This window comes from Aeromonas sp. NJAU223 (genome assembly GCF_051125555.1).
GTDB classification, from domain to species: domain Bacteria; phylum Pseudomonadota; class Gammaproteobacteria; order Enterobacterales; family Aeromonadaceae; genus Aeromonas; species Aeromonas veronii_G.
In genome coordinates, this window is sequence record NZ_CP144204.1 from 133,259 (window position 1) to 152,500 (window position 19,242).

The following is a 19,242-nucleotide window of genomic DNA, read 5'->3' on the forward strand; positions in this document are numbered from 1 at the left end:
TCACTGCAGCAGCGAGATATCCGCGACTTGCAGGAACAGGTTGCGCAGGTTGTTCAGCAGTGCCAGACGGTTGGCCTTGAGGGCCGGATCTTCGGCCATCACCATCACCTCGTTGAAGAAGGTGTCGACCGGTTCGCGCAGGGCGGCCAGACGGGTGAGGGCGGCCTGGTAGTCGCCGGCGGCGAACAGCGGCGCCAGCTCGGCTTGCAGCGCTGCAACCTGGGTGGCCAGCGCCTTCTCGGCGGCATCCTGCAGCAGCTCAGCCTTGACCACGCTCGGCAGCTCGCCTTCCACCTTGGCCAGGATGTTGCTCACGCGCTTGTTGGCGGCGGCCAGGGCCAGGGCGGCATCCAGGCTGCGGAAGTGGCTGACGGCCTTGACGCGGCGATCGAAGTCGAGCGGACGGGTCGGGCGGCGGGCCAGCACGGCCAGCACCACGTCGGCACCGATGCCTTCGTCCTGATAGGCGGCGCGGAAGCGGCCCAGCATGAAGTCGACCACGTCGGTGACGACGGTTTTGTTGGTCAATTTGCCTTCGTAGACGCGTACCGCTTCTTCAACCAGTTCCACCAGATCCAGATCCAGCTGCTTCTCGGTCATGATGCGCAGGGCACCGATGGCGGCGCGGCGCAGGGCGAACGGGTCTTTGTCACCCTTCGGCAGCATGCCGATGCCGAAGATGCCGGCCAGGGTGTCGAACTTGTCGGCCAGCGCCACGGCGCAGGCTTCCAGACCGGACGGCAGGGCATCACCGGCGAAGCGCGGCATGTACTGCTCGTTCAGGGCCACGGCCACCACTTCGTCTTCACCGTCATGACGGGCGTAGTGCATCCCCATGACACCCTGGGTGCTGGCGAACTCACCGACCATGTTGGTCATCAGATCGCACTTGGAGAGCAGACCGGCACGCTTGGCCTTGGCCACGTCGGCACCGATGCGCTCGGCGATGAAGCCGGCGACGGTCTCGATGCGCTCGACCTTGGCCTTGACGGTGCCGAGCTGCTGCTGGAACAGCACGGTTTCGAGGCGTGGCAGGCGCGAGGCCAGGGTCTGCTTCAGATCGGTCTTGAAGAAGAACTCGGCGTCAGACAGACGGGGGCGAACCACCTTCTCGTTGCCGCTGATGATCTGGCTCGGGTCCTTGGACTCGATGTTGGTGACGAAGATGAACTTGGGCAGCAGCTTGCCGTTCTTGTCGTAGACCGGGAAGTACTTCTGATCACCCTTCATGGTGTGTACCAGCGCCTCGGCGGGCACGGCCAGGAACTTCTCTTCGAAGTTGGCGGTCAGCACCACCGGCCATTCGACCAGGGCGGTGACTTCTTCCAGCAGGGCGTCGTCCAGATCGGCGACCCCACCGAAGGCGGCGGCGACCGCTTCGACATCGCTCTTGATCTTGGCCTTGCGGGCCATGAAATCGGCTACTACCTTGCCTTTTTCCAGCAGGATCTGCGGGTATTGGCTGGCGTTGTCGATGATGATCTCGCTCTCACCCATGAAGCGGTGGCCGCGGAGGGTGCGGGCGGAGTCGATACCCAGGATGGTGGCGGGCACCAGCTCGCCATCCAGCAGCAGGGTCACGGTGAACACCGGACGCACGAACTGGATGGTCTTGTCGCCCCAGCGCATCATCTTGGGGATGGGCAGCTTGGCCAATGCGGCAGCGACCAGATCACCCAGCAGTTCTTTGGCCGGGCGGCCTTCAACCTTGGCGTTGTGGACCAGCCACTCGCCCTTGTCGGTGACCAGACGCTCGGCCTGTTCGACGGTGATGCCGTTGCCACGAGCCCAGCCTTCGGCAGCCTTGGTCGGCTTGCCATCGGCATCGAACGCCTGGGCCACGGCCGGGCCGCGCTTCTCGATGCTCTTGCTCGGCTGATCGCTGGCCAGTTCGGATACTTTCAGTGCCAGACGGCGCGGGGAGGCGAACCACTCGACGTCGCCGAAGGCCAGATCGGCCTTGGTCAGCTCGGCCTTGAAGTTGTCGGCAAAGGCTTCGGCCAGGGAGCGCAGGGCCTTGGGGGGCAGCTCGGCGGTGCCGATCTCTACCAGAAATGTATGTTGTGCCATGTCCGTTCCTTAACCTTGCTTGTTCTCAGTGCGCTGACACATGGGGAAGCCCAGTGCCTCGCGGGAGGCGTAGTAGGCCTCGGCCACGGCCTTGGTCAGGGTGCGAATGCGCAGTATGTAGCGCTGACGCTCGGTGACCGAGATGGCCTTGCGGGCATCCAGCAGGTTGAAGGAGTGCGCGGCCTTGAGGATGCGCTCGTAGGCGGGCAGGGGCAGCGGTTTTTCCAAGCCGAGCAGGTGCTGGGCTTCCTTCTCGTACTGCTCGAAGCAGTGGAACAGGAAGTCCACGTCGGCGTGCTCGAAGTTGTAAGTGGACTGCTCCACCTCATTCTGATGGAACACGTCGCCGTAGGTGGTCTTGCCCAGGGGGCCGTCGGACCACACCAGGTCATAGACGCTGTCCACGCCCTGGATGTACATGGCCAGACGCTCGAGACCATAGGTGATCTCGCCGGTGACCGGCTTGCATTCGAGGCCGCCAACCTGCTGGAAGTAGGTGAACTGGGTCACTTCCATGCCGTTGAGCCACACTTCCCAACCCAGACCCCAGGCACCCAGAGTCGGGTTTTCCCAGTTGTCTTCCACGAAGCGGATGTCGTGGATCTCGGGATCCATGCCCAGCTCTTTCAGGGAGCCGAGGTAGAGTTCCTGGATGTTGTCGGGGGACGGCTTGATGATCACCTGGAACTGGTAATAGTGCTGCAGGCGGTTCGGGTTCTCACCGTAGCGGCCGTCGGTGGGACGGCGGGACGGTTGCACGTAGGCGCAGGCGATGGGCTCCGGGCCCAGGGCGCGCAGGCAGGTCATGGGGTGGGAGGTACCGGCACCCACTTCCATATCCAGCGGCTGAATGATGGTACAGCCCTGGCGGGACCAATAGTCCTGCAGCTGCAGGATCAGGCCCTGAAAGGTTTTGACATCGAATTTTTGCATAGTGTTTTTCGCGCGAAGTGAAATCAGAGCAAGATTTGCTGAATGTGAACCGAAGGAGTATACCGTCTGGCATGGTCGGATAATAGGCGAAATTACAGGGGATTAGTGGGGGAATGCTGCATCCGGCCTGGTGGGACCGGAGTGATGGCGGCCTGATCTCATCGTCGAAATCCCGCCGAGAGGCGACGATTCAATCACAGGAGACAAAGAATGGAACTGCGCTGCGCCTGGGTGACCAAGGACCCGGAATACATCGAATACCATGACAAACAGTGGGGGCGGCCGGTGCGCGATCCGCGAGAGCTGTTCGCCAAGCTCTGCCTCGACGGCCAGCAGGCGGGCCTCTCCTGGATCACCATTCTCAAACGCACCGACAGCTACTATCGCGCCTATGCGGATTTTGATCCCAACCTCATCGTGCGCTTCGATGAGCAGGATGTGGAGCGGTTGATGCAGGACACCGGCATCATCCGCAATCGCCTCAAGGTACAGTCAGTCATCAAAAATGCCCGCGCCTATCTGGCGCTCGAGGCGCAGGGTATCGATTTTGCTGACTATCTGTGGGGCTTCGTCGGCGGCGCGCCCATCGTCAACCAGCGTCAGGGCAACGGCGACATTCCCGCCACTTCACCCGAATCCGATGCCATGTCCAAGGCGCTCAAGAAGCTGGGGTTCACCTTCGTCGGCAGCACCATCTGCTACGCCTTCATGCAGGCGGTGGGCATGGTGAACGATCATCTGGTGACCTGCCCCTGCCACGCCGAGTGTCAGCATTCATAGGGCTCTCTTGCCTTTGGTACAGCCTGGATACAGCCTGAAGAGCCAAAATATCTCTTTTGATCGCACAGATGCCGTGCCCGTGTCGGGGTACCGAGTCGAGGAGTGTTTATGAAAAAGTCTGTATTGATGTTGCTGGCCACCACCACGCTGCTGGCCGCCGCCCTGCCCGCCCAGGCCACAGTTCAAGGTGAGCAGCGCCGCGAGGCTCGCGACGTTCGCCAGGATACGCGCCAGGAGTCTCGCGAGCAGAAGCAGGAGTGCCGCGATGGCCTGGTGGGCAATGCCGATTGCCGTCAGGATCACCGTCATGACAAGCAGGAAGGTCGTCAGAAGGCCCGGGAAATCAAATACTGAGGTGAGGCTGGCTCGCCTGCCATGTCACCACGAGGGAGCCCTGCGCCCTCGTGGTGATTCTTGTTTTCGAGCGTCACATTCTGGCGCCCCTCTCGGGTAGAATGCCGGGCCATTGGCCAGAGTCATTCTTCTTCAGAGGTTGTCCCATGCATTTCAAGAAACTTGTTCCCGCCCTTGCACTGACCATCGCCATCACTGGCTGCACCACCAATCCCTACACCGGTGAATCCCAGACCTCCAAGGGTGCCTGGGGCGCGCTGGCCGGTGCCGCCACCGGTGCCGCCGTGGGCGCGCTCTCCTCCAGCAAGGGGGATCGCAAGAAGGGTATCCTGACCGGTGTGGCCGCTGGCGCCGCCCTGGGCGGCGGTATCGGTTACTACATGGATGTGCAGGAAGCCAAGTTGCGCGAGAAGTTGCAGGGCACCGGCGTCAGCGTGACCCGCAACGGCGATCAGCTGATCCTCAACATGCCGAACAATGTCACCTTCGACAGCTCCAGCGCCCAGCTGAAGGCTGCCGGTGCCAACACCCTGTCCGGCGTCGCCATGGTGGTCGCCGAGTTCGACAAGACCCGCCTGAATGTGGTCGGTCACACCGACAGCACCGGTTCCCGCGAGCTGAACATGAAGCTCTCCGCCCAGCGTGCCGACGCCGTCGCCGCCCAGCTGATCGGCCAGGGTGTCACCGGCAGCCGCATCTCCACCACCGGGGTGGGCCCGGATCAGCCGGTCGCCACCAACAGCACCGCCGAAGGCAAGGCCCAGAACCGTCGGGTAACCATCACCCTGACCCCGACCGCCTGATAGCGCTGCGGCTCGTTCAAACAAAAAAGCCCCGCCAATCTGGCGGGGCTTTTTTCATGGGGATATGGCCCGTGTTCTTTGCACCCTTCTCCCCCTTGCGGGAGAAGGGCTGGGGATGAGGGGCTAACCCTGCCTCAGACCGCTGCGGTCAGCTGCACTTCAACCTTGTAGCCTTCGTGGGCGAGGCGGGCCTGCACGCAGGCTCTAACCGGGGCGGTGCCTGCCGGGATCCAGGCGTCCCACTGGGCGTTGAAGGCGGCGATGTCGCCAATGTCCTTGAGATAGATGTTGGCCATCAGGATCTTGTCGACCCCTGAGCCATTGGCTTCCAGCAGGCGTTGCAGGCTGGTCAGCACCTCACGGGTCTGCTCATGGATGTCGGCTTCATCCGTGGCGGGCACTTCCACCACATAGAGGGTGCCGTTGTGAATGACGACATCTGACCAACGCTGGGTGGTACCGACTCGGGTAATGGCTGTCATGGGCTCTTCCTGCTGTGGGATCACTGACCCTTGCGGATCAGATAACGGTATGGGGCCTGCTCGGTTTCACTGGCGATCAGGGTGTGATCCATGAAGCGGCAGAAACTGGGGATGTCGCGGGTGGTGGAGGGATCGTCGGCACTGACCAGCAGGGTCTCGCCTTCGGCCATCAGCCGCACTTTTTTACGCACCATCATTACGGGCTCGGGACAACGAAGCCCAATTGCGTCCAACTCATGTGTCGCATCGCAGAATAAAGTACTCATTAATAATCAACCTTCAGCCGCACTTTCTTGCGCGTTATCGTCACGGGTTCGGGACAACGAAGCCCAATTGCGTCCAACTCATGAGTCGCGTCGCAGAATAAAGCACTCATCAATAATAAACCTTCAACCAATTCAGCTGCCAATGATACTCAAGGCGAAAAAATAATCAAATCGGGAGGCCATTTGGCAGCATATGTAACCAAAGTGTGATCTGGCTCTATTCACACCCCGCCCGATGAGTAATATAAAAATTGAACCATATTCAACAAGGAGGTGTGAATATGCAGGTCTCCTACGGCAGATTGCAAGCCTACGCAGGCATGGGGTTCTTGTCATTCGCGATGATAGTGCTGGGCAGCCCCATCGGAAATACCGGCACCTGGTTCGGGTCCATGGTGATGATAGGGCTGGGACTCTGGATAGAGCTCAGCGACTACTACGACGAGGATGAGGACGAGAACGATCGCTCCTGAACATTCAGGTGTCGATGACTCAAAGGTGGACCCGGTCCGCCTTTGTCATTTCTGCTCGGCGCCGGTACCGCTGCGGGTCGAGCGCATGGCCCGCTCCAGTTGCAGTGCCGTCTGCTCCGGGTTGGCCCTGGGATCGTTGAAGAAGCTGCTCAGCACATCCATGATCGCCTGGCGCATGTTGGTGGGCACCGCCATGCCGTCCGACATGCTGGGCAGCAGGTTGCCGCCCTGCTCCGCCTGCTGGAAGTCCTGATAGGAGCGGATGGCGCAGCGATCGAACTGGCGCATGTCCGGCTGGCTGAGGGCGGGGATGGAGCCCTTGACCCGGTTGAACCTGGCCTGGAACTCGGGGGTCATCAGCAGCTGGGCCAGCTCCCCCTGAGCCTGCAACTGGGCGGGGTCCCGCTGCTTGAACATGGCGATGGAATCCAGGTTGTAGCTGAACAGGCCCGCGCTGCCGGGGCTCGGCAGACACTCGATGTCTTCCCCCGGACGATAGTTGCCAGCACTCAACTCCCCTTTCACCCAGTCCCCCATGATCTGCATGGCGGCGCCGCCGCTCTCCAGCAGATTGGTGGCCTGATGCCACTTCAACCCGGCGTACTTCTCGGGCACGAAGTCGCGCAGCTGCTGGAAGCGGGTCAGTGCCCGCACCATCTCGGGGCCGGTGAGGGTGGCCGGATCCTGTTCCAGGAAGGCCTTGCGATAGAAGGCTTTGCCTCCTTCCCCCAGCACTACGGTTTCGAACAGCACGGTCAGCTGCCAGGGTTCATTGCCGATGGCGAGCGGTGTCACCCCCTTGGCTTTGAGCTGCTTGGCCACCGTCACGAATTGCTCCCAGTCGGTGGGCGGGGTGAGCCCGAGCCGCTCGAAGACGGCGCGGTTGAGCCAGAGCCAGTTGATCCGGTGGATGCCGATGGGGACGGCCATCAGAGTGCCGTTGTGGCTGAGGGTATCCCGCACCATGGGCGGCATCTTGGGATACCAGCCGAGATGTTCGGCCATGGGGCTGAGGTCGCGCAGGAAGCCGAGGCTGGCCCATTCATCCAGCTCATAGCCCTTGAGATTGGCCGCCTCCGGCGGGTTGGCCGCGAGCGCCCGGCTTTTCAGCACCGTCATGGCGCTCTTGCCGCCGCCGCCCTGTACCGCGAAGTCGTTCCACTGGTTGCCGCGCTCGGCCCACTCTGACTTGAGCACCTCCACGGCCTTGGCTTCACCACCCGAAGTCCACCAGTGCAGCACCTCTACTTGCGAAGCGCTGACAGGAAGGGAGAGCAGGGTGACGACGGCAAACGGGGACCACTTCATGATTACTGCCTTGGTAGGGAGAGAGTGGCCTGCAGGCCACCCTGGGGGCGATTTTCCAGCACCAGATCACCGCCATGGGCATGGGCGATGTTGCGGGCGATGCCAAGGCCAAGGCCGGTGCCCGAGGGGTCCGTGCTCAGCCGGTAATAGGGTTCGAAGATGCGTTCGAGTTGATCCTCCGGCAGGCCCTGACCCTCATCCATGATGAAGAGGATCAGCATCTCTTCGTCATCCATGATGATGATGCGCACCCGGTTGCCGTACTTGATGCCGTTGTCCACCAGGTTGCCGATGCAGCGTTTGAGCGCCAGCAGCTTGCCACGATAGGGCCACTTGCACTGCCCCTCGATGAAGAGCAGGTCCTCGTGCAGGTTCAAGGACTCCGCCATCTGCTCCAGCAGGGCGTTGACGTCGATCTGCTCGATGTTCTCGTGAATGTCGGTCTCTTTGACGGTCTGCAGCGCCCCCTTCACCATCAGTTCCAGTTCGTCCAGATCCTTGTTGAACTTGGCGATCTGCACCTCGTCGTCCAGCAGCTCGACCCGCAGCCGCAGCCGGGTGATGGGGGTCTTGAGATCGTGGGAGATGGAGCTGAACAGCCGCTCCCGATCGTCGATGAAGCGGCGGATGCGCTGCTGCATGATGTTGAAGGCGCGGGTGGCGGCGACGATCTCCGAGGCTCCTTCCTCCTTGAGGGCGGGCTGGTCGATGTCCTTGCCGAGGTTGGCCGCCGCCTTGGCGAGCCGGCGCAGGGGCCGGGTCTGCCAACGTACCAGCATGAAGGTGAAGAAGCAGAGGAAGACCGTCATCAGGGCGATGAAGCGCACCTGGTTGCTCGGCATCACGGTGTCGTCGAGGGTCATGTAGGGGGCGGGCAGCAAGGCCGCCAGATAGAGCCACTCCCCCGGTTCTATCTCGATCTGGGTCACCAGCACCGGCGGGTTGATGGGTTCAAGCGACAGGGTGTAGCGGGCCCAGGAGGAGGGCAAGTCCGCCAGCAGGGTGTCGTTGTTGAAGACGTGCAGCTCCTCGGGGCGGGAGAAGTCCACCTTGATGGCCATGGCATCGGAGAGCTTGCGGCCCAGCACATCCTGCACCTCTTTCAGGACTAGCGTCTTGCGTTCGCTGTCCGGAATGGCGCTGATGTGGATCTCTTCTTCATTGAGGGAGACGAAGAAGCGGCTACCCCCCATGTTGCGCAGCTGATCCAGCGCGATGTGGCGGTATTGCAGGGGCAGGGACTTGAAGAAGTTGACGGTGGAGGCCGCCGACAGTGCCAGGTTGCGGGTGGTGCTGAGCATGCCCTCCAGCTCCCGCTTCTGGATCTGCTGCATCCAGATGCCGGTGAGTATGGTCTGGGAGAGCAGGATGGCGAGCAGCAACAGCAGCAACATCCGTGACAGCAGGGAGCGGGGCACCAGGGCTTGCCAGAATCGCCGACCTCTCATGGGGTTTCGTGCCTCTTGTCTGCCTGCATCGGGTCGCTACCGTGGAGTCTGCCTGTCATGGGGTCTGGTGCACCTGTTGTGGATCCCGCCGCGTCAGCCTGAGCTCAGGGGATCTCGTGGACTTCGGCGATCAGCATGTAGCCGCTGCCGCGAATGGTCTTGATGATGCGCGGGCTCTTGCCGTTGTCACCCAGCTTCTGGCGCAGGCGGCTGATCTGCACGTCGATGCCCCGTTCCATGGGCAGGCTCTCGCGGCCACGGGTGGCGTCCGAGATGGTGTCCCTGTCCAGCACCACGCCGGGCTGCTGCAAAAACATGCCGAGCAGCAGGGCGTCGCTGCCGGAGAGATCCAGCAGGCTGCCATCGTCGTGGGTCAGCTGGTGGCTCAGGGTGTCCAGAGTCCAGTCGGCGAAGCGCAGGCGGCGGCTCGGCTCCTTCTCTTTCTCCGGCTGGCGAAATTCGGCGCGGCGCAGCAGCGCCTTGATGCGGGCCTGCAACTCGCGGGGGCTGAAGGGCTTGGCGATGTAGTCATCTGCCCCGAGTTCGAGGCCGATCACCCGATCCGCCTCGTCGGAGGCCGCGGTCAGCATGATGATGGGCACCTGGGAGTCGCGGCGGATCTGCTGGCAGAGGGTAAAACCGTCGTCGCCGGGCATCATGATGTCCAGAATGATCAGATCCGGGCTGTGCTGGGCGAGTTGCTTGCGCATCTCGTTGCCTTCGGCCGCGGTCAATACCTCGAAGCCCGCCCGGGTCAGGTATTCGTTGAGCAGCTCGCGGATCTCTTGGTCGTCGTCGACGATCAGCAGTTGTTTGCTCGTTGACATATGTATGTGCATCCACCCATTTTTTTGTGCAGATTGAACCTGTCGGGGGAGTAAAAAGCAAGCAAGGCCCCCTTCGAATGTGAAGTTATGGGCAATATAACCCCGGAATCGCGGATCTTCAGTGGCGGCAAGGAAAAAAGGCCGACCCAAACGGGGCGGCCATGCGCAGATGCCGACGGCAGGAGCCACCCCGTGTGGTGGGCTCCACAGACTCGACAAAGGGCCGCAAGAGCGGCCCGCAAATTGACAAGACTAGCGTCCCTCGCAGGGGGACTGACGATGCCCGGCGCGACCTATCCGGTCGACGCAGGGCCTCTCGTTACACGCGCTCGAAGACGGTGGCGATACCCTGGCCCAGACCGATGCACATGGTCGCGACCCCCAGGGTGGCATCCTTCTCCTCCATCAGGTTGATCAAGGTGGTGGAGATGCGGGCACCGGAGCAACCGAGCGGGTGACCCAGGGCGATGGCGCCGCCGTTCAGGTTCACCTTCTCGTCTACCTGATCCATCAGCCCCAGATCCTTGACGCAGGGCAGGGACTGGGCGGCGAATGCCTCGTTCAGTTCGAACAGGTCGATGTCAGCCACGGTCAGGCCGGCACGCTTGAGCGCCTTCTGGGTGGCGGGCACGGGGCCGTAGCCCATGATGGCGGCGTCGCAGCCGGCCACGGCCATGGAACGCACCTTGGCGCGCGGGGTCAGCCCCAGCGCCTTGGCTCTGTCCGCACTCATCAGCAGCATGGCGGCGGCACCGTCGGACAGGGCCGAGGAGGTGCCGGCGGTGACGGTGCCGTTGACCGGATCGAACACAGGGCGCAGCTGGCTCAGGGTTTCGACCGTGGTCTCCGGGCGGATCACCTCGTCATAGTCGTAGAAGAAACGGGCGCCGCTGGCGTCATGGCCTTCCAGCCCGACGATCTGCTTGGCGAAGCGTCCTTCCACGGTCGCGGCATGGGCACGGCGATGGGAGCGGGCGGCGAACTCGTCCTGCTGCGCTCGGCTGATGCCGTGCAGCTTGCCGAGCAGCTCGGCGGTCAGCCCCATCATGCCGGAGGCCTTGGCCACGGATTTCGCCATGCCGGGGTGGAAGTCCACCCCGTGGCTCATGGGCACGTGGCCCATGTGTTCCACGCCGCCGATGATGAAGATGTCGCCATCACCAACCTGGATGGCGCGGGAGGCATCGTGCAGCGCCTGCATGGAGGATCCGCACAGGCGGTTGACGGTGACCGCACCGACCTGCTTCGGAATGCCGGCCAGCAGGGCGGCGTTGCGGGCGATGTTGAAGCCCTGCTCCAGGGTCTGCTGCACGCAGCCCCAGTAGATGTCCTCGATCTCGTTCGGATCGAGGTTGGGGTTGCGCAGCAGGATGGATTGCATCAGGTGCGCGGACAGGTCTTCTGCACGCACGTTGCGGAAGGCGCCGCCCTTGGACCGGCCCATGGGGGTCCGGATACAGTCGACAATGACTACGTCTTTCATGAATGGATCTCCTTTCCGCAATCAGTAGAAGGTTTTGCCCTGGACGGCCATCTCGCGCAACTTGTCGCTGACGCGGTAGAGCGGGCCCAGGTCGGCATACTGGTCGGCCATGGCCACGTAGGCATCCAGACCAATGGTGTCCAGATAGCGGAACACGCCGCCGCGGAAGGGAGGGAAGCCCAGACCGTAGACCAGGGCGATGTCTGCCTCGGCCGGGGTCGCGATGATGCCCTCTTCCAGGCAGAGCACCACTTCGTTGATCATGGGGATCATCATGCGGGCGATGATGGCGTCCTTGTCGAAGGCTTGCTGCGTCTTGGCGATGGGAGCCAGCAGCTCGTAAGCGGCGGCGTCCGCCACCTTCTTCGGCTTGCCCTTCTTGTCCTGCTCGTAGGCGTAGAAACCCTTGCCATTCTTCTGACCGAAGCGGCTCGCCTCGTACATCACGTCGATGGCGGTGCGACCGTCCTTGCTCATGCGCGCCGGGAAGCCCTGCGCCATGACGTCACCGGCGTGGTGGCCGGTGTCGATGCCGACCACGTCCAGCAGGTAGGCGGGGCCCATGGGCCAGCCGAACTCTTTCTCCATCACCTTGTCGACGGCCACGAAATCGGCGCCATCGGCGACCAGCTTGGTGAAGCCGAAGAAGTAGGGGAACAGCACCCGGTTGACGAAGAAGCCCGGGCAGTCGTTGACCACGACCGGAGACTTGCCCATGGCGGCGGCGTAGGCCACCACGCGGTTGATGGTTTCATCCGAGGTCTGCTCGCCGCGGATGATCTCCACCAGTGGCATGCGGTGCACCGGGTTGAAGAAGTGCATGCCGCAAAAATTCTCGGGGCGCTTCAGGCCCTTGGCCAGCAGGGAGATGGGAATGGTGGAGGTGTTGCTGGCGAGCACGGCGTCATCGCCGATGATGCCTTCCACTTCGCCGAGCACGGCGGCCTTCACCTTGGGATTCTCCACCACGGCTTCGACTACCACATCCACGTGCTTGACGTTGTCGTAGCTCAGGGTCGGGGTGATGGCACTGAGCACCTGGCCCATCTTGATGCCGTCGATGCGGCCCTTCTCGAGTTGGCCGTTGAGCAGCTTGGTGGCTTCACCCATGCCGAGCGCCAATGCTTTCTCGTTGATGTCCTTCATCACCGCGGGAATGCCCTTGCTGGCGGACTGGTAGGCGATACCGCCCCCCATGATGCCGGCACCCAGCACGGCGGCGTGGCCGGTGGCCTTGCTCGCCTGCTTGGCGGCCTTCTTGGCCAGGGCCTTGATGTGCTGATCGTTGAGGAAGATGCCGACCAGGGCCCTGGCCACGTCGGTCTTGGCCAGCTTGATGAAGCCCTGTGCCTCGACCACCAACGCCTCGTCACGGCTCATGCCGGCGGCGGCCTCGACGGTTTTGACCGCCGTCATGGGGGCCGGGTAGTGCTTGCCCGCCACGGCGGCAACCATGCCGGCGGCGGTACTGAAGCTCATCATGGCTTCCAGCTTGGACAGGCGCAGCGGGGCCTTCTTGGCGGCACGGCGTTTTTGCCAGTCCAGCTTGCCCGCGATGGCGTCCTTGATCATTTGCAGGGCGGCGCTCTGCAGGGCGGCGGGGGCGACCACGGCATCGACGGCACCAACCTTGAGGGCGTCATCGGCACGGTAATCCTTGCCGGTGGTGATCCATTCCAGCGCATTGTCGGCGCCGATCACCCGCGGCAGGCGGACGGTGCCGCCAAAGCCCGGCATGATGCCGAGTTTGGTCTCGGGCAGGCCAATCTTGGCGCTGGTGTCGGCCAGACGGAAGTCGGTGGAGAGGATGGTCTCGCAGCCGCCGCCCAGGGCGTGGCCCTTGATGGCGGACAGGGTCGGTACCGGCAGATCTTCGATGGCGCTGAAGATGTCGTTGGCCTTTTTCAGCCAGCCGAGCAGATCTTCTTGCGGCAGATCGAAGAGCTCCAGGAATTCGGTGATGTCGGCGCCGACGATGAAGGCGTCTTTGCCGGAGGTGAGGATCAGACCTTTTAGTTCACGTTCTTGTTGTAATGTGGCGATCGCTTCGCTCAGCGAGAGCAGGGTAGCGCGATCCAGCTTGTTGACTGAACCCGGGGCATCAAACCTCAGTTCGGCAATGCCGTGTTCGAGGTAGCTGACCGACAGGGTTTCGCCTTGGTAGATCATGAGAGTGTCTCCTTGTTCCCACGTGGTGGGGGGCTTTGCTCCTTTCTCCCCAGCAGGGGGCGAGGCTCAATATTGATCCAAAGCGAGACAATTACAACACCTATTTAAAACATTCGTTTAACACTTTTGGTGTAAAAGCTCTTGTCCGGGGAGGAGGCAGAATAAAGGCGCCTCTGGGCGCCTTTCACGTGGGGTATCCGGGTCAGCTGGCCAGTTCAGGCCGGTCGCGGTACTGGCTCAGCACCTCGGGATCGGCGAGGGCGTGGGTGTTGTTGACCGGCCTGTTGTGCACCACCTCGCGCACCGCCAGCTCCACTATCTTGCCGGACTTGGTGCGGGGGATGGCATCCACCTGCAGGATGCGGGCGGGGACATGGCGCAGGGTGCAGTGATCCCTGATCTGCTGGCGGATGCGCTCGCGCAGGGGCTCGTCCAGCTTGAGCCCAGCCCTGAGCTTGACGAACAGCACCACCCGCTCGTCCTGTTGCCACTGCTGACCGATGGCGATGCTCTCTTCCACCTCATCGAGCTGCTCCACGTAGCGGTAGATCTCGCTGGTGCCGATACGCACGCCGCCCGGGTTGAGGGTGGCGTCCGAGCGGCCGTAAAACAGGATGCCGTCATGGTTCGTCAGCTCGATCCAGTCGCCGTGGCACCAGACGTTGTGGAAGCGCTCGAAGTAGGCGGCGTGATACTTGTCACCGCTCTCGTCCCCCCAGAAGTAGATGGGCTGGGCGGGGAAGGGTTTGGTGCAGACCAGCTCTCCTTTCTCTCCCTGTACCGGCTGGCCCGATTCATTGAACACCTGTACCGCGAGGCCGAGGCCGCGACCCTGGCTCTCGCCGCGGTAGACGGGGCTGATGGGGTTGCCGATAACGAAGCAGGAGCAGATGTCCGTACCGCCGGACATGGAACTCAGTAGCACATCCTGCTTTATACCTTGATATACGTAGTCGAATCCTTCAGGAGAAAGCACGGAACCAGTGCTGCAGAGGAGGCGCAGCCTGGGCAATTCGTGGCTCTTTATGGGGGCATAACCCTGCTTGTGCAGGGCATCCAGATACTTGGCCGAGGTACCAAACAGGGCGACCTCTTCGTCGCGGGCGAGATCCCAGAGCACGTTGCCGTCGGGATAGAAGGGGGAGCCGTCATAGAGCACCAGGGTGGCGCCGGAGGCCAGGGCGCTCACCAGCCAGTTCCACATCATCCAGCCGCAGGTGGTGAAGTAGAAGATCCGCTCCCCCGGCTTGATGTCGCAGTGCAGCTGATGCTCTTTCAGGTGCTGCAGCAAGGTGCCGCCGATGCCGTGCACGATGCACTTGGGTTTGCCCGTGGTGCCGGACGAATAGAGGATGTAGAGAGGGTCGTTGAAGCCCATGGACTCGAACCGCAGGGTTGCGCCTGTCTGGCTTGCCAGGATCTGGCCCCACTCCTGACCAAGTTGCAAGGGATTGCCGAGCAGGGGGATCATGACCGTCTGCTCGATGCTGTCGATCTGGGCGACCACGCCGGCGACCTTGGCCTGGATATCGATGGCCTTGCCGCCGTAACGATAACCATCCACCGCGAACAACACGCGGGGCCGGGTCTGGCCGAAGCGCTCCACCACGCTGGCCTCGCCAAAGTCCGGGCTGGTGGAAGTCCAGACCGCCCCCAGACTGGTGGCGGCCAGCATGGCGATCACGGTCTCGGGGATATTGGGCAGATAGGCGGCCACCACGTCACCGCGGCCTATGCCCTGGCTGCGTAGCCACTGGCTCAGACGGGCAACCTGTTCCCCCAGCTCGGCCCAGCTCAGGGTCTGGCTCGCGCTCCCCTCGATGCGGGAGACAATGGCCGGGCTCTCGTCCTGGCGGCGCAGCAGGTTCTCGGCGAAGTTGAGGCGGCTGTCCGGGAACCAGCGGGCGCGCTGCATCTCCTGGCGGTTTTCCGCCACTATGTCTCCCAGCTCACCCTTGATGCCACAGTGCTGCCAGACCAGCGGCCAGAAGCGGGTGGTCTTCTCCACCGACCATTGATAGAGGTCGGCGTAGCTGCGCAGTTGCAGATCGTGGAAGTGGTTGACCTCGGCCATGAACTGATGAAGGTTGGAGTGTTGCATCCTGTCCTGATCCGGCTGCCACAGACAAAGGTTTTGCATGAGTCGTTCCTGACGGCTGATTTCTACTGTCTGGAGGCAGTGTATTGAATTGTTCTCAATTTGTTAATGCCTGGTTTTTGCTTCATAACAAAACCCTGTAACCTATGCGTTACCTCACGAAGGGAAAGCTTGACGGCTCGAGCCTTGATCCGCTTGATGTTATGCTGATCCCACATTTGCCCGGAGCAGGACGCCATGAGCAGTTACAGCCAACTTTTTGCCCAGCATCTCAATACCCTGCAGCAGCGCACCCGCGACATCTTGCAACAGCAGGGACTGGGTGGCCTGGCCATTCACTCGGGCCAGACCCATCGCATCTTCCTCGACGATCAGGACTATCCCTTCAAGGTCAATCCGCAGTTCAAGGCCTGGCTGCCCGTGCTGGACAACCCCCATTGCTGGTTGCTGGTGGATGGGGTGAACAAGCCGGTGTTGCTGTTCTACCGGCCGGTGGACTTCTGGCACAAGGTGGCGGACTTGCCCACTGCGTTCTGGGTCGACTTCTTTGACATCCGCTTCCTGACCAGGCCGGAGCAGGTCGCCGATCACCTGCCTGCCAACAAACAGGAGTGGGCCTATCTGGGGGGACACCTCGAGGTGGCCGAACTGCTGGGGCTGGGTCATCCCAATCCCGAAGCCGTACTCAACTACCTGCACTATCACCGTGCCTACAAGACAGCCTATGAACTCGAATGCCTGCGCGATGCGAACCGCATCGGCGTGCGCGGACACATCGCCGCCAAGGAGTCCTTCATGGCGGGGGCGAGCGAGTTCGAGATCAACCTGGCTTACATGAAGGCGGTGGGGCAGGGGGCCAACGAGGCACCCTATGGCAACATCATCGTCATCAACCGCAATGCTGCCATCCTGCACTACACCCACCTCTCCACCCAGCGGATCCCGGATGCGGAGCGTTACTCCTTCCTGATCGACGCCGGGGTGGACTACCAAGGCTACGCCTCCGACATCACCCGCACCTGGGCCTGGCGCCGTGGCGAGTTTGCCGACCTCATCGCCGCGCTGGATGCCCAGCAGCAGGAGATCATCGGCGAAATAAAGCCGGGTCGTCGCTACAGCGAGTTGCATCTGCAGATGCACCACCGACTGGCGCGCCTGCTGCAATCGGTCGAACTGGTAGACATGTCGGTGGACGAGATGATCCATACCGGCGTCACCAATGTCTTCTTCCCTCACGGGCTGGGTCACTTCCTCGGCCTGCAGGTGCACGATGCCGGGGGCTTCATGCAGGATGAGCGCGGCACTCACCTGTCCGCTCCCGAGCAGTTCCCCTATCTGCGTTGCACCCGGGTGATGGAGGTGGGCCAGGTGTTCACCATCGAGCCCGGTCTCTACTTCATCGACAGCCTGCTGGAGCCGCTGCGCCAGGGTGAGCAGGGCAAGCGCATCAACTGGAACAAGGTGGAGGCACTGCGCCCCTACGGCGGTATCCGCATCGAGGACAACGTGGTGCTGCACGGGGACGGGGTGGAGAACCTCACCCGGCAAGCGGGGCTCTGATGGCGGCAGCCTATGCCATTCCGGCGGCGCCACTGGAGTTGAGCGAGGAGATCAAGAAGAGCCGCTTCATCACCTTGATCGCACACAAGGCGACGGTGGACGAGGCCAAAGCCTGGGTAGGAGAGATCAAGCGGCAACATCCGACGGCCCGGCATCACTGCTGGGCCTTTGTCGCAGGGGCGCCGTACGATAGCCAGGTCTACGGCTTCAGCGATGACGGCGAACCTTCGGGCACGGCGGGCAAACCCATGCTGGCCCAGCTGATGGGTTCCGGCATCGGCGAGATCGCGGCCGTGGTAGTGCGTTACTACGGTGGCGTGCTGCTCGGTACCGGCGGCCTGGTCAAAGCCTATGGGGGCGGCGTCGGCGCCGCCTTGAAAGTGCTGGTGACCGAGCAAAAGCGGCTGCAACGCCCTTCCCTCATCCAGTGTGACTACGGCGACATGGGCACGGTGGAAGCGCTGATCAGCGTCCGTCAGGGGCAACTGCTGACGGCGGATTATGGCCAGCGGGTCAGTCTCCAGGTGGCCTGGGATGCCGAGATCTGGGCTCAGGTGGCTCAGGAATTGACCGACAGAACCCACGGCCGGGTATCACTTCGTCCCTTAGATGGCTAGAATCCATCGCTCTTTTAGTCCGAAAAGGGAGCCGAAATGCAGATCCTGAGCATCATTCGTATCGTGGGCCTTCTGGTTGCGCTGTTCAGCTCAACCATGTTGCTGCCTGCGATGGTGGCGTTTGGGTATCGTGATGGTGGTGGTGCCGAGTTCGTCAACGCCTTCTTCATCGCCCTGCTGCTGGGCGCCATGCTCTGGTTCCCCAACCGTCATCAGAAGAAAGACCTGAGATCCAAGGAAGGCTTCCTCATCGTGGTGCTGTTCTGGGTCGTGCTGGGCAGCGTGGGGGCCTTGCCCTTCCTGCTGGGCGAGGTGCCCGGCATGACGGTCTCGGAGGCGTTCTTCGAGTCGTTCTCCGGCCTGACGACAACGGGGGCGACCGTGCTGACGGGGCTGGACAACCTGCCCAAGGCTTTCCTCTTCTATCGTCAGCTGCTGCAGTGGCTGGGGGGCATGGGGATCATCGTGCTGGCGGTCGCCATACTGCCGCTGCTCGGCATCGGGGGCATGCAGCTCTATCGCGCCGAGATCCCGGGGCCGGTCAAGGACAACAAGGTCACCCCGCGCATCGCCGAGACGGCCAAGGCGCTCTGGTTCATCTATCTGCTGCTCACCTCTCTTTGCGCCCTGGCGTACTGGATGGCGGGCATGACCCTGTTCGATGCCATCTGCCACTCCTTCTCCACCCTGTCGGTGGGAGGCTTCTCGACCCATGACGCCAGCATCGGCTTCTTCAACAGTCCGGCCATCAACCTGATCACAGTGGTGTTCCTGCTGCTGGCGAGCGTCAACTTCGCCCTGCACTTCATGGTGTTTGCCCACAAGCCGGTGCGGCTGAGCAGCTATCTGCGCGACTCCGAGCTCAAGGTGTTCCTGGGGATCCAGGGGGTGCTGGTACTCATCTGCTTCATATCCCTGCTGTTCCACGGCCACTACGCCACCTGGCAGGAGGCGCTCAATCACGGCCTGTTCCAGGCGGTGTCGCTGGGTACCACCACGGGCTACAGCACGACCAGCTACGCGGACTGGCCCTCCTTCCTGCCCATGTTGCTTATGTTTTCTGCCTTCATCGGCTGCTGCGCCGGCAGCACGGGTGGCGGCATCAAGGTGATGCGCTTCATGATCCTGTTCCTGCAGGGGATGCGCGAGCTCAAACGCCTGGTGCACCCGCGCGCCATTTACACCCTGAAACTGGGGCGCCGTGCCGTGCCTGAGCGGATTGTCGAAGCGGTGTGGGGCTACTTCGCCACCTATATCATCCTGTTCTTCATCTTCATGCTGCTGCTGCTGATGACGGGACTGAACGAGGTGACCGCATTTTCCGCCGTGGCGGCCGCGTTTACCAACGTGGGGCCCGGTCTGGGGGAAGTGTCAGCCAACTTTGGCAATATCTCGGCCACTGCCCAGTGGATATTGATCGTGGCCATGTTGTTTGGTCGATTGGAAATTTTCACGCTTCTGGTACTGTTTACTCCAGCATTCTGGCGTAGTTGAGGTAGGTATGGACAAGATTTTGGTGCTTTATTCTTCTCGGGACGGGCAAACGCGGAAAATCGTGGATGCCATGCTGG

General features: G+C 62.2%; 18 protein-coding genes (1 of these 18 running past the window's edge). 8 read left to right on the top strand and 10 right to left on the bottom strand.

The features are described from left to right. Both glyS and glyQ read right to left on the bottom strand, forming a co-directional pair. Nucleotides 1-2,070, bottom strand: a complete 2,070-nt coding sequence (glyS, locus tag VZC39_RS00615; protein WP_434664933.1) for a glycine--tRNA ligase subunit beta — start codon at nucleotides 2,068-2,070, stop codon at nucleotides 1-3. A 9-nt stretch (nucleotides 2,071-2,079) separates the two neighbouring features. Then, nucleotides 2,080-3,003: a glycine--tRNA ligase subunit alpha gene (gene glyQ, locus VZC39_RS00620; protein ID WP_100860856.1), complete on the bottom strand. Its 924-nt coding sequence runs from the start codon at nucleotides 3,001-3,003 to the stop codon at nucleotides 2,080-2,082. A 210-nt stretch (nucleotides 3,004-3,213) separates the two neighbouring features. Here glyQ and VZC39_RS00625 point away from each other — a divergent pair, with 210 nt between their 5' ends. The 3 genes from VZC39_RS00625 (at nucleotide 3,214) to VZC39_RS00635 (ending at nucleotide 4,940) form a co-directional block, all read left to right on the top strand. Continuing rightward, a complete protein-coding gene (locus VZC39_RS00625) occupies nucleotides 3,214-3,783 on the top strand; it encodes a DNA-3-methyladenine glycosylase I (RefSeq protein WP_434664935.1) in 570 nt (189 codons plus the stop codon). A gap of 108 nt (nucleotides 3,784-3,891) precedes the next feature. Continuing rightward, entirely contained in the window at nucleotides 3,892-4,137 is a 246-nt protein-coding gene (locus VZC39_RS00630; protein WP_349920550.1) for a hypothetical protein, read from the top strand. Between the two features lie 146 nt (nucleotides 4,138-4,283). Beyond that, nucleotides 4,284-4,940: an OmpA family lipoprotein gene (locus VZC39_RS00635; RefSeq protein ID WP_349920551.1), complete on the top strand. Its 657-nt coding sequence runs from the start codon at nucleotides 4,284-4,286 to the stop codon at nucleotides 4,938-4,940. A gap of 134 nt (nucleotides 4,941-5,074) precedes the next feature. On the opposite strand, the gene VZC39_RS00640 is transcribed toward VZC39_RS00635, so the two are convergent. Both VZC39_RS00640 and tusA read right to left on the bottom strand, forming a co-directional pair. Then, the gene (locus VZC39_RS00640; protein ID WP_349920552.1) at nucleotides 5,075-5,422 is read right to left on the bottom strand and encodes a RidA family protein; all 348 of its coding nucleotides are present in this window, start codon (nucleotides 5,420-5,422) and stop codon (nucleotides 5,075-5,077) included. Between the two features lie 20 nt (nucleotides 5,423-5,442). Continuing rightward, nucleotides 5,443-5,688: a sulfurtransferase TusA gene (gene tusA / locus VZC39_RS00645; RefSeq protein ID WP_043128975.1), complete on the bottom strand. Its 246-nt coding sequence runs from the start codon at nucleotides 5,686-5,688 to the stop codon at nucleotides 5,443-5,445. A gap of 281 nt (nucleotides 5,689-5,969) precedes the next feature. Here tusA and VZC39_RS00650 point away from each other — a divergent pair, with 281 nt between their 5' ends. After that, nucleotides 5,970-6,161 (top strand): hypothetical protein, encoded by a 192-nt coding sequence (locus VZC39_RS00650; RefSeq protein WP_033132548.1) that lies wholly within the window; start codon nucleotides 5,970-5,972, stop codon nucleotides 6,159-6,161. Between the two features lie 45 nt (nucleotides 6,162-6,206). On the opposite strand, the gene VZC39_RS00655 is transcribed toward VZC39_RS00650, so the two are convergent. From VZC39_RS00655 to VZC39_RS00680, 6 genes are all read right to left on the bottom strand, one after another. Further along, nucleotides 6,207-7,469: an ABC transporter substrate-binding protein gene (locus VZC39_RS00655; RefSeq protein ID WP_434664939.1), complete on the bottom strand. Its 1,263-nt coding sequence runs from the start codon at nucleotides 7,467-7,469 to the stop codon at nucleotides 6,207-6,209. Between the two features lie 2 nt (nucleotides 7,470-7,471). Further along, complete coding sequence (locus VZC39_RS00660; protein WP_434664941.1) at nucleotides 7,472-8,917, bottom strand: ATP-binding protein; 1,446 nt, start codon at nucleotides 8,915-8,917, stop codon at nucleotides 7,472-7,474. A gap of 104 nt (nucleotides 8,918-9,021) precedes the next feature. Further along, on the bottom strand, nucleotides 9,022-9,744 hold the full coding sequence (locus tag VZC39_RS00665) for a response regulator transcription factor (protein WP_349920555.1): 723 nt from the start codon (nucleotides 9,742-9,744) through the stop codon (nucleotides 9,022-9,024). A gap of 319 nt (nucleotides 9,745-10,063) precedes the next feature. Beyond that, nucleotides 10,064-11,227: an acetyl-CoA C-acyltransferase FadA gene (gene fadA, locus VZC39_RS00670; protein WP_434476167.1), complete on the bottom strand. Its 1,164-nt coding sequence runs from the start codon at nucleotides 11,225-11,227 to the stop codon at nucleotides 10,064-10,066. Between the two features lie 21 nt (nucleotides 11,228-11,248). Further along, nucleotides 11,249-13,396, bottom strand: a complete 2,148-nt coding sequence (gene fadB / locus VZC39_RS00675) for a fatty acid oxidation complex subunit alpha FadB (RefSeq protein WP_349920557.1) — start codon at nucleotides 13,394-13,396, stop codon at nucleotides 11,249-11,251. A gap of 202 nt (nucleotides 13,397-13,598) precedes the next feature. Beyond that, entirely contained in the window at nucleotides 13,599-15,536 is a 1,938-nt protein-coding gene (locus VZC39_RS00680) for an acetoacetate--CoA ligase (protein ID WP_349920558.1), read from the bottom strand. Between the two features lie 195 nt (nucleotides 15,537-15,731). Here VZC39_RS00680 and pepQ point away from each other — a divergent pair, with 195 nt between their 5' ends. The 4 genes in view from pepQ to hemG are tightly spaced (at most 36 nt apart) and all read left to right on the top strand, a layout consistent with a single transcriptional unit that may run on beyond the window. Then, a complete protein-coding gene (gene pepQ / locus VZC39_RS00685) occupies nucleotides 15,732-17,054 on the top strand; it encodes a Xaa-Pro dipeptidase (RefSeq protein WP_434664945.1) in 1,323 nt (440 codons plus the stop codon). Then, the gene (locus VZC39_RS00690) at nucleotides 17,054-17,671 is read left to right on the top strand and encodes a YigZ family protein (RefSeq protein WP_349920560.1); all 618 of its coding nucleotides are present in this window, start codon (nucleotides 17,054-17,056) and stop codon (nucleotides 17,669-17,671) included. Before pepQ ends, VZC39_RS00690 begins: the two co-directional genes overlap by 1 nt. A 36-nt stretch (nucleotides 17,672-17,707) precedes the next feature. Then, nucleotides 17,708-19,165, top strand: a complete 1,458-nt coding sequence (locus VZC39_RS00695) for a TrkH family potassium uptake protein (protein ID WP_349920561.1) — start codon at nucleotides 17,708-17,710, stop codon at nucleotides 19,163-19,165. Between the two features lie 7 nt (nucleotides 19,166-19,172). Beyond that, on the top strand, nucleotides 19,173-19,242 hold the 5' end (the start) of the coding sequence (gene hemG, locus VZC39_RS00700) for a menaquinone-dependent protoporphyrinogen IX dehydrogenase (protein WP_434664946.1). 455 nt of this gene lie beyond the right edge of the window; only the first 70 of its 525 coding nucleotides appear in the window; the start codon lies at nucleotides 19,173-19,175; its stop codon lies beyond the right edge, outside the window.

Bases quoted from the DNA above. Each gene is read 5' to 3' on its own strand.
- glyS (WP_434664933.1), bottom strand. From the start codon at position 2,070: ATGGCACAACATACATTTCTGGTAGAGATCGGCACCGCCGAGCTGCCC.
- VZC39_RS00695 (WP_349920561.1), top strand. From the start codon at position 17,708: ATGCAGATCCTGAGCATCATTCGTATCGTGGGCCTTCTGGTTGCGCTG.
- VZC39_RS00665 (WP_349920555.1), bottom strand. From the start codon at position 9,744: ATGTCAACGAGCAAACAACTGCTGATCGTCGACGACGACCAAGAGATC.
- pepQ (WP_434664945.1), top strand. From the start codon at position 15,732: ATGAGCAGTTACAGCCAACTTTTTGCCCAGCATCTCAATACCCTGCAG.
- fadB (WP_349920557.1), bottom strand. From the start codon at position 13,396: ATGATCTACCAAGGCGAAACCCTGTCGGTCAGCTACCTCGAACACGGC.
- tusA (WP_043128975.1), bottom strand. From the start codon at position 5,688: ATGAGTACTTTATTCTGCGATGCGACACATGAGTTGGACGCAATTGGG.
- VZC39_RS00650 (WP_033132548.1), top strand. From the start codon at position 5,970: ATGCAGGTCTCCTACGGCAGATTGCAAGCCTACGCAGGCATGGGGTTC.
- VZC39_RS00635 (WP_349920551.1), top strand. From the start codon at position 4,284: ATGCATTTCAAGAAACTTGTTCCCGCCCTTGCACTGACCATCGCCATC.
- VZC39_RS00625 (WP_434664935.1), top strand. From the start codon at position 3,214: ATGGAACTGCGCTGCGCCTGGGTGACCAAGGACCCGGAATACATCGAA.
- VZC39_RS00680 (WP_349920558.1), bottom strand. From the start codon at position 15,536: ATGCAAAACCTTTGTCTGTGGCAGCCGGATCAGGACAGGATGCAACAC.
- fadA (WP_434476167.1), bottom strand. From the start codon at position 11,227: ATGAAAGACGTAGTCATTGTCGACTGTATCCGGACCCCCATGGGCCGG.
- glyQ (WP_100860856.1), bottom strand. From the start codon at position 3,003: ATGCAAAAATTCGATGTCAAAACCTTTCAGGGCCTGATCCTGCAGCTG.
- VZC39_RS00660 (WP_434664941.1), bottom strand. From the start codon at position 8,917: ATGAGAGGTCGGCGATTCTGGCAAGCCCTGGTGCCCCGCTCCCTGCTG.
- VZC39_RS00640 (WP_349920552.1), bottom strand. From the start codon at position 5,422: ATGACAGCCATTACCCGAGTCGGTACCACCCAGCGTTGGTCAGATGTC.
- VZC39_RS00690 (WP_349920560.1), top strand. From the start codon at position 17,054: ATGGCGGCAGCCTATGCCATTCCGGCGGCGCCACTGGAGTTGAGCGAG.
- VZC39_RS00655 (WP_434664939.1), bottom strand. From the start codon at position 7,469: ATGAAGTGGTCCCCGTTTGCCGTCGTCACCCTGCTCTCCCTTCCTGTC.
- VZC39_RS00630 (WP_349920550.1), top strand. From the start codon at position 3,892: ATGAAAAAGTCTGTATTGATGTTGCTGGCCACCACCACGCTGCTGGCC.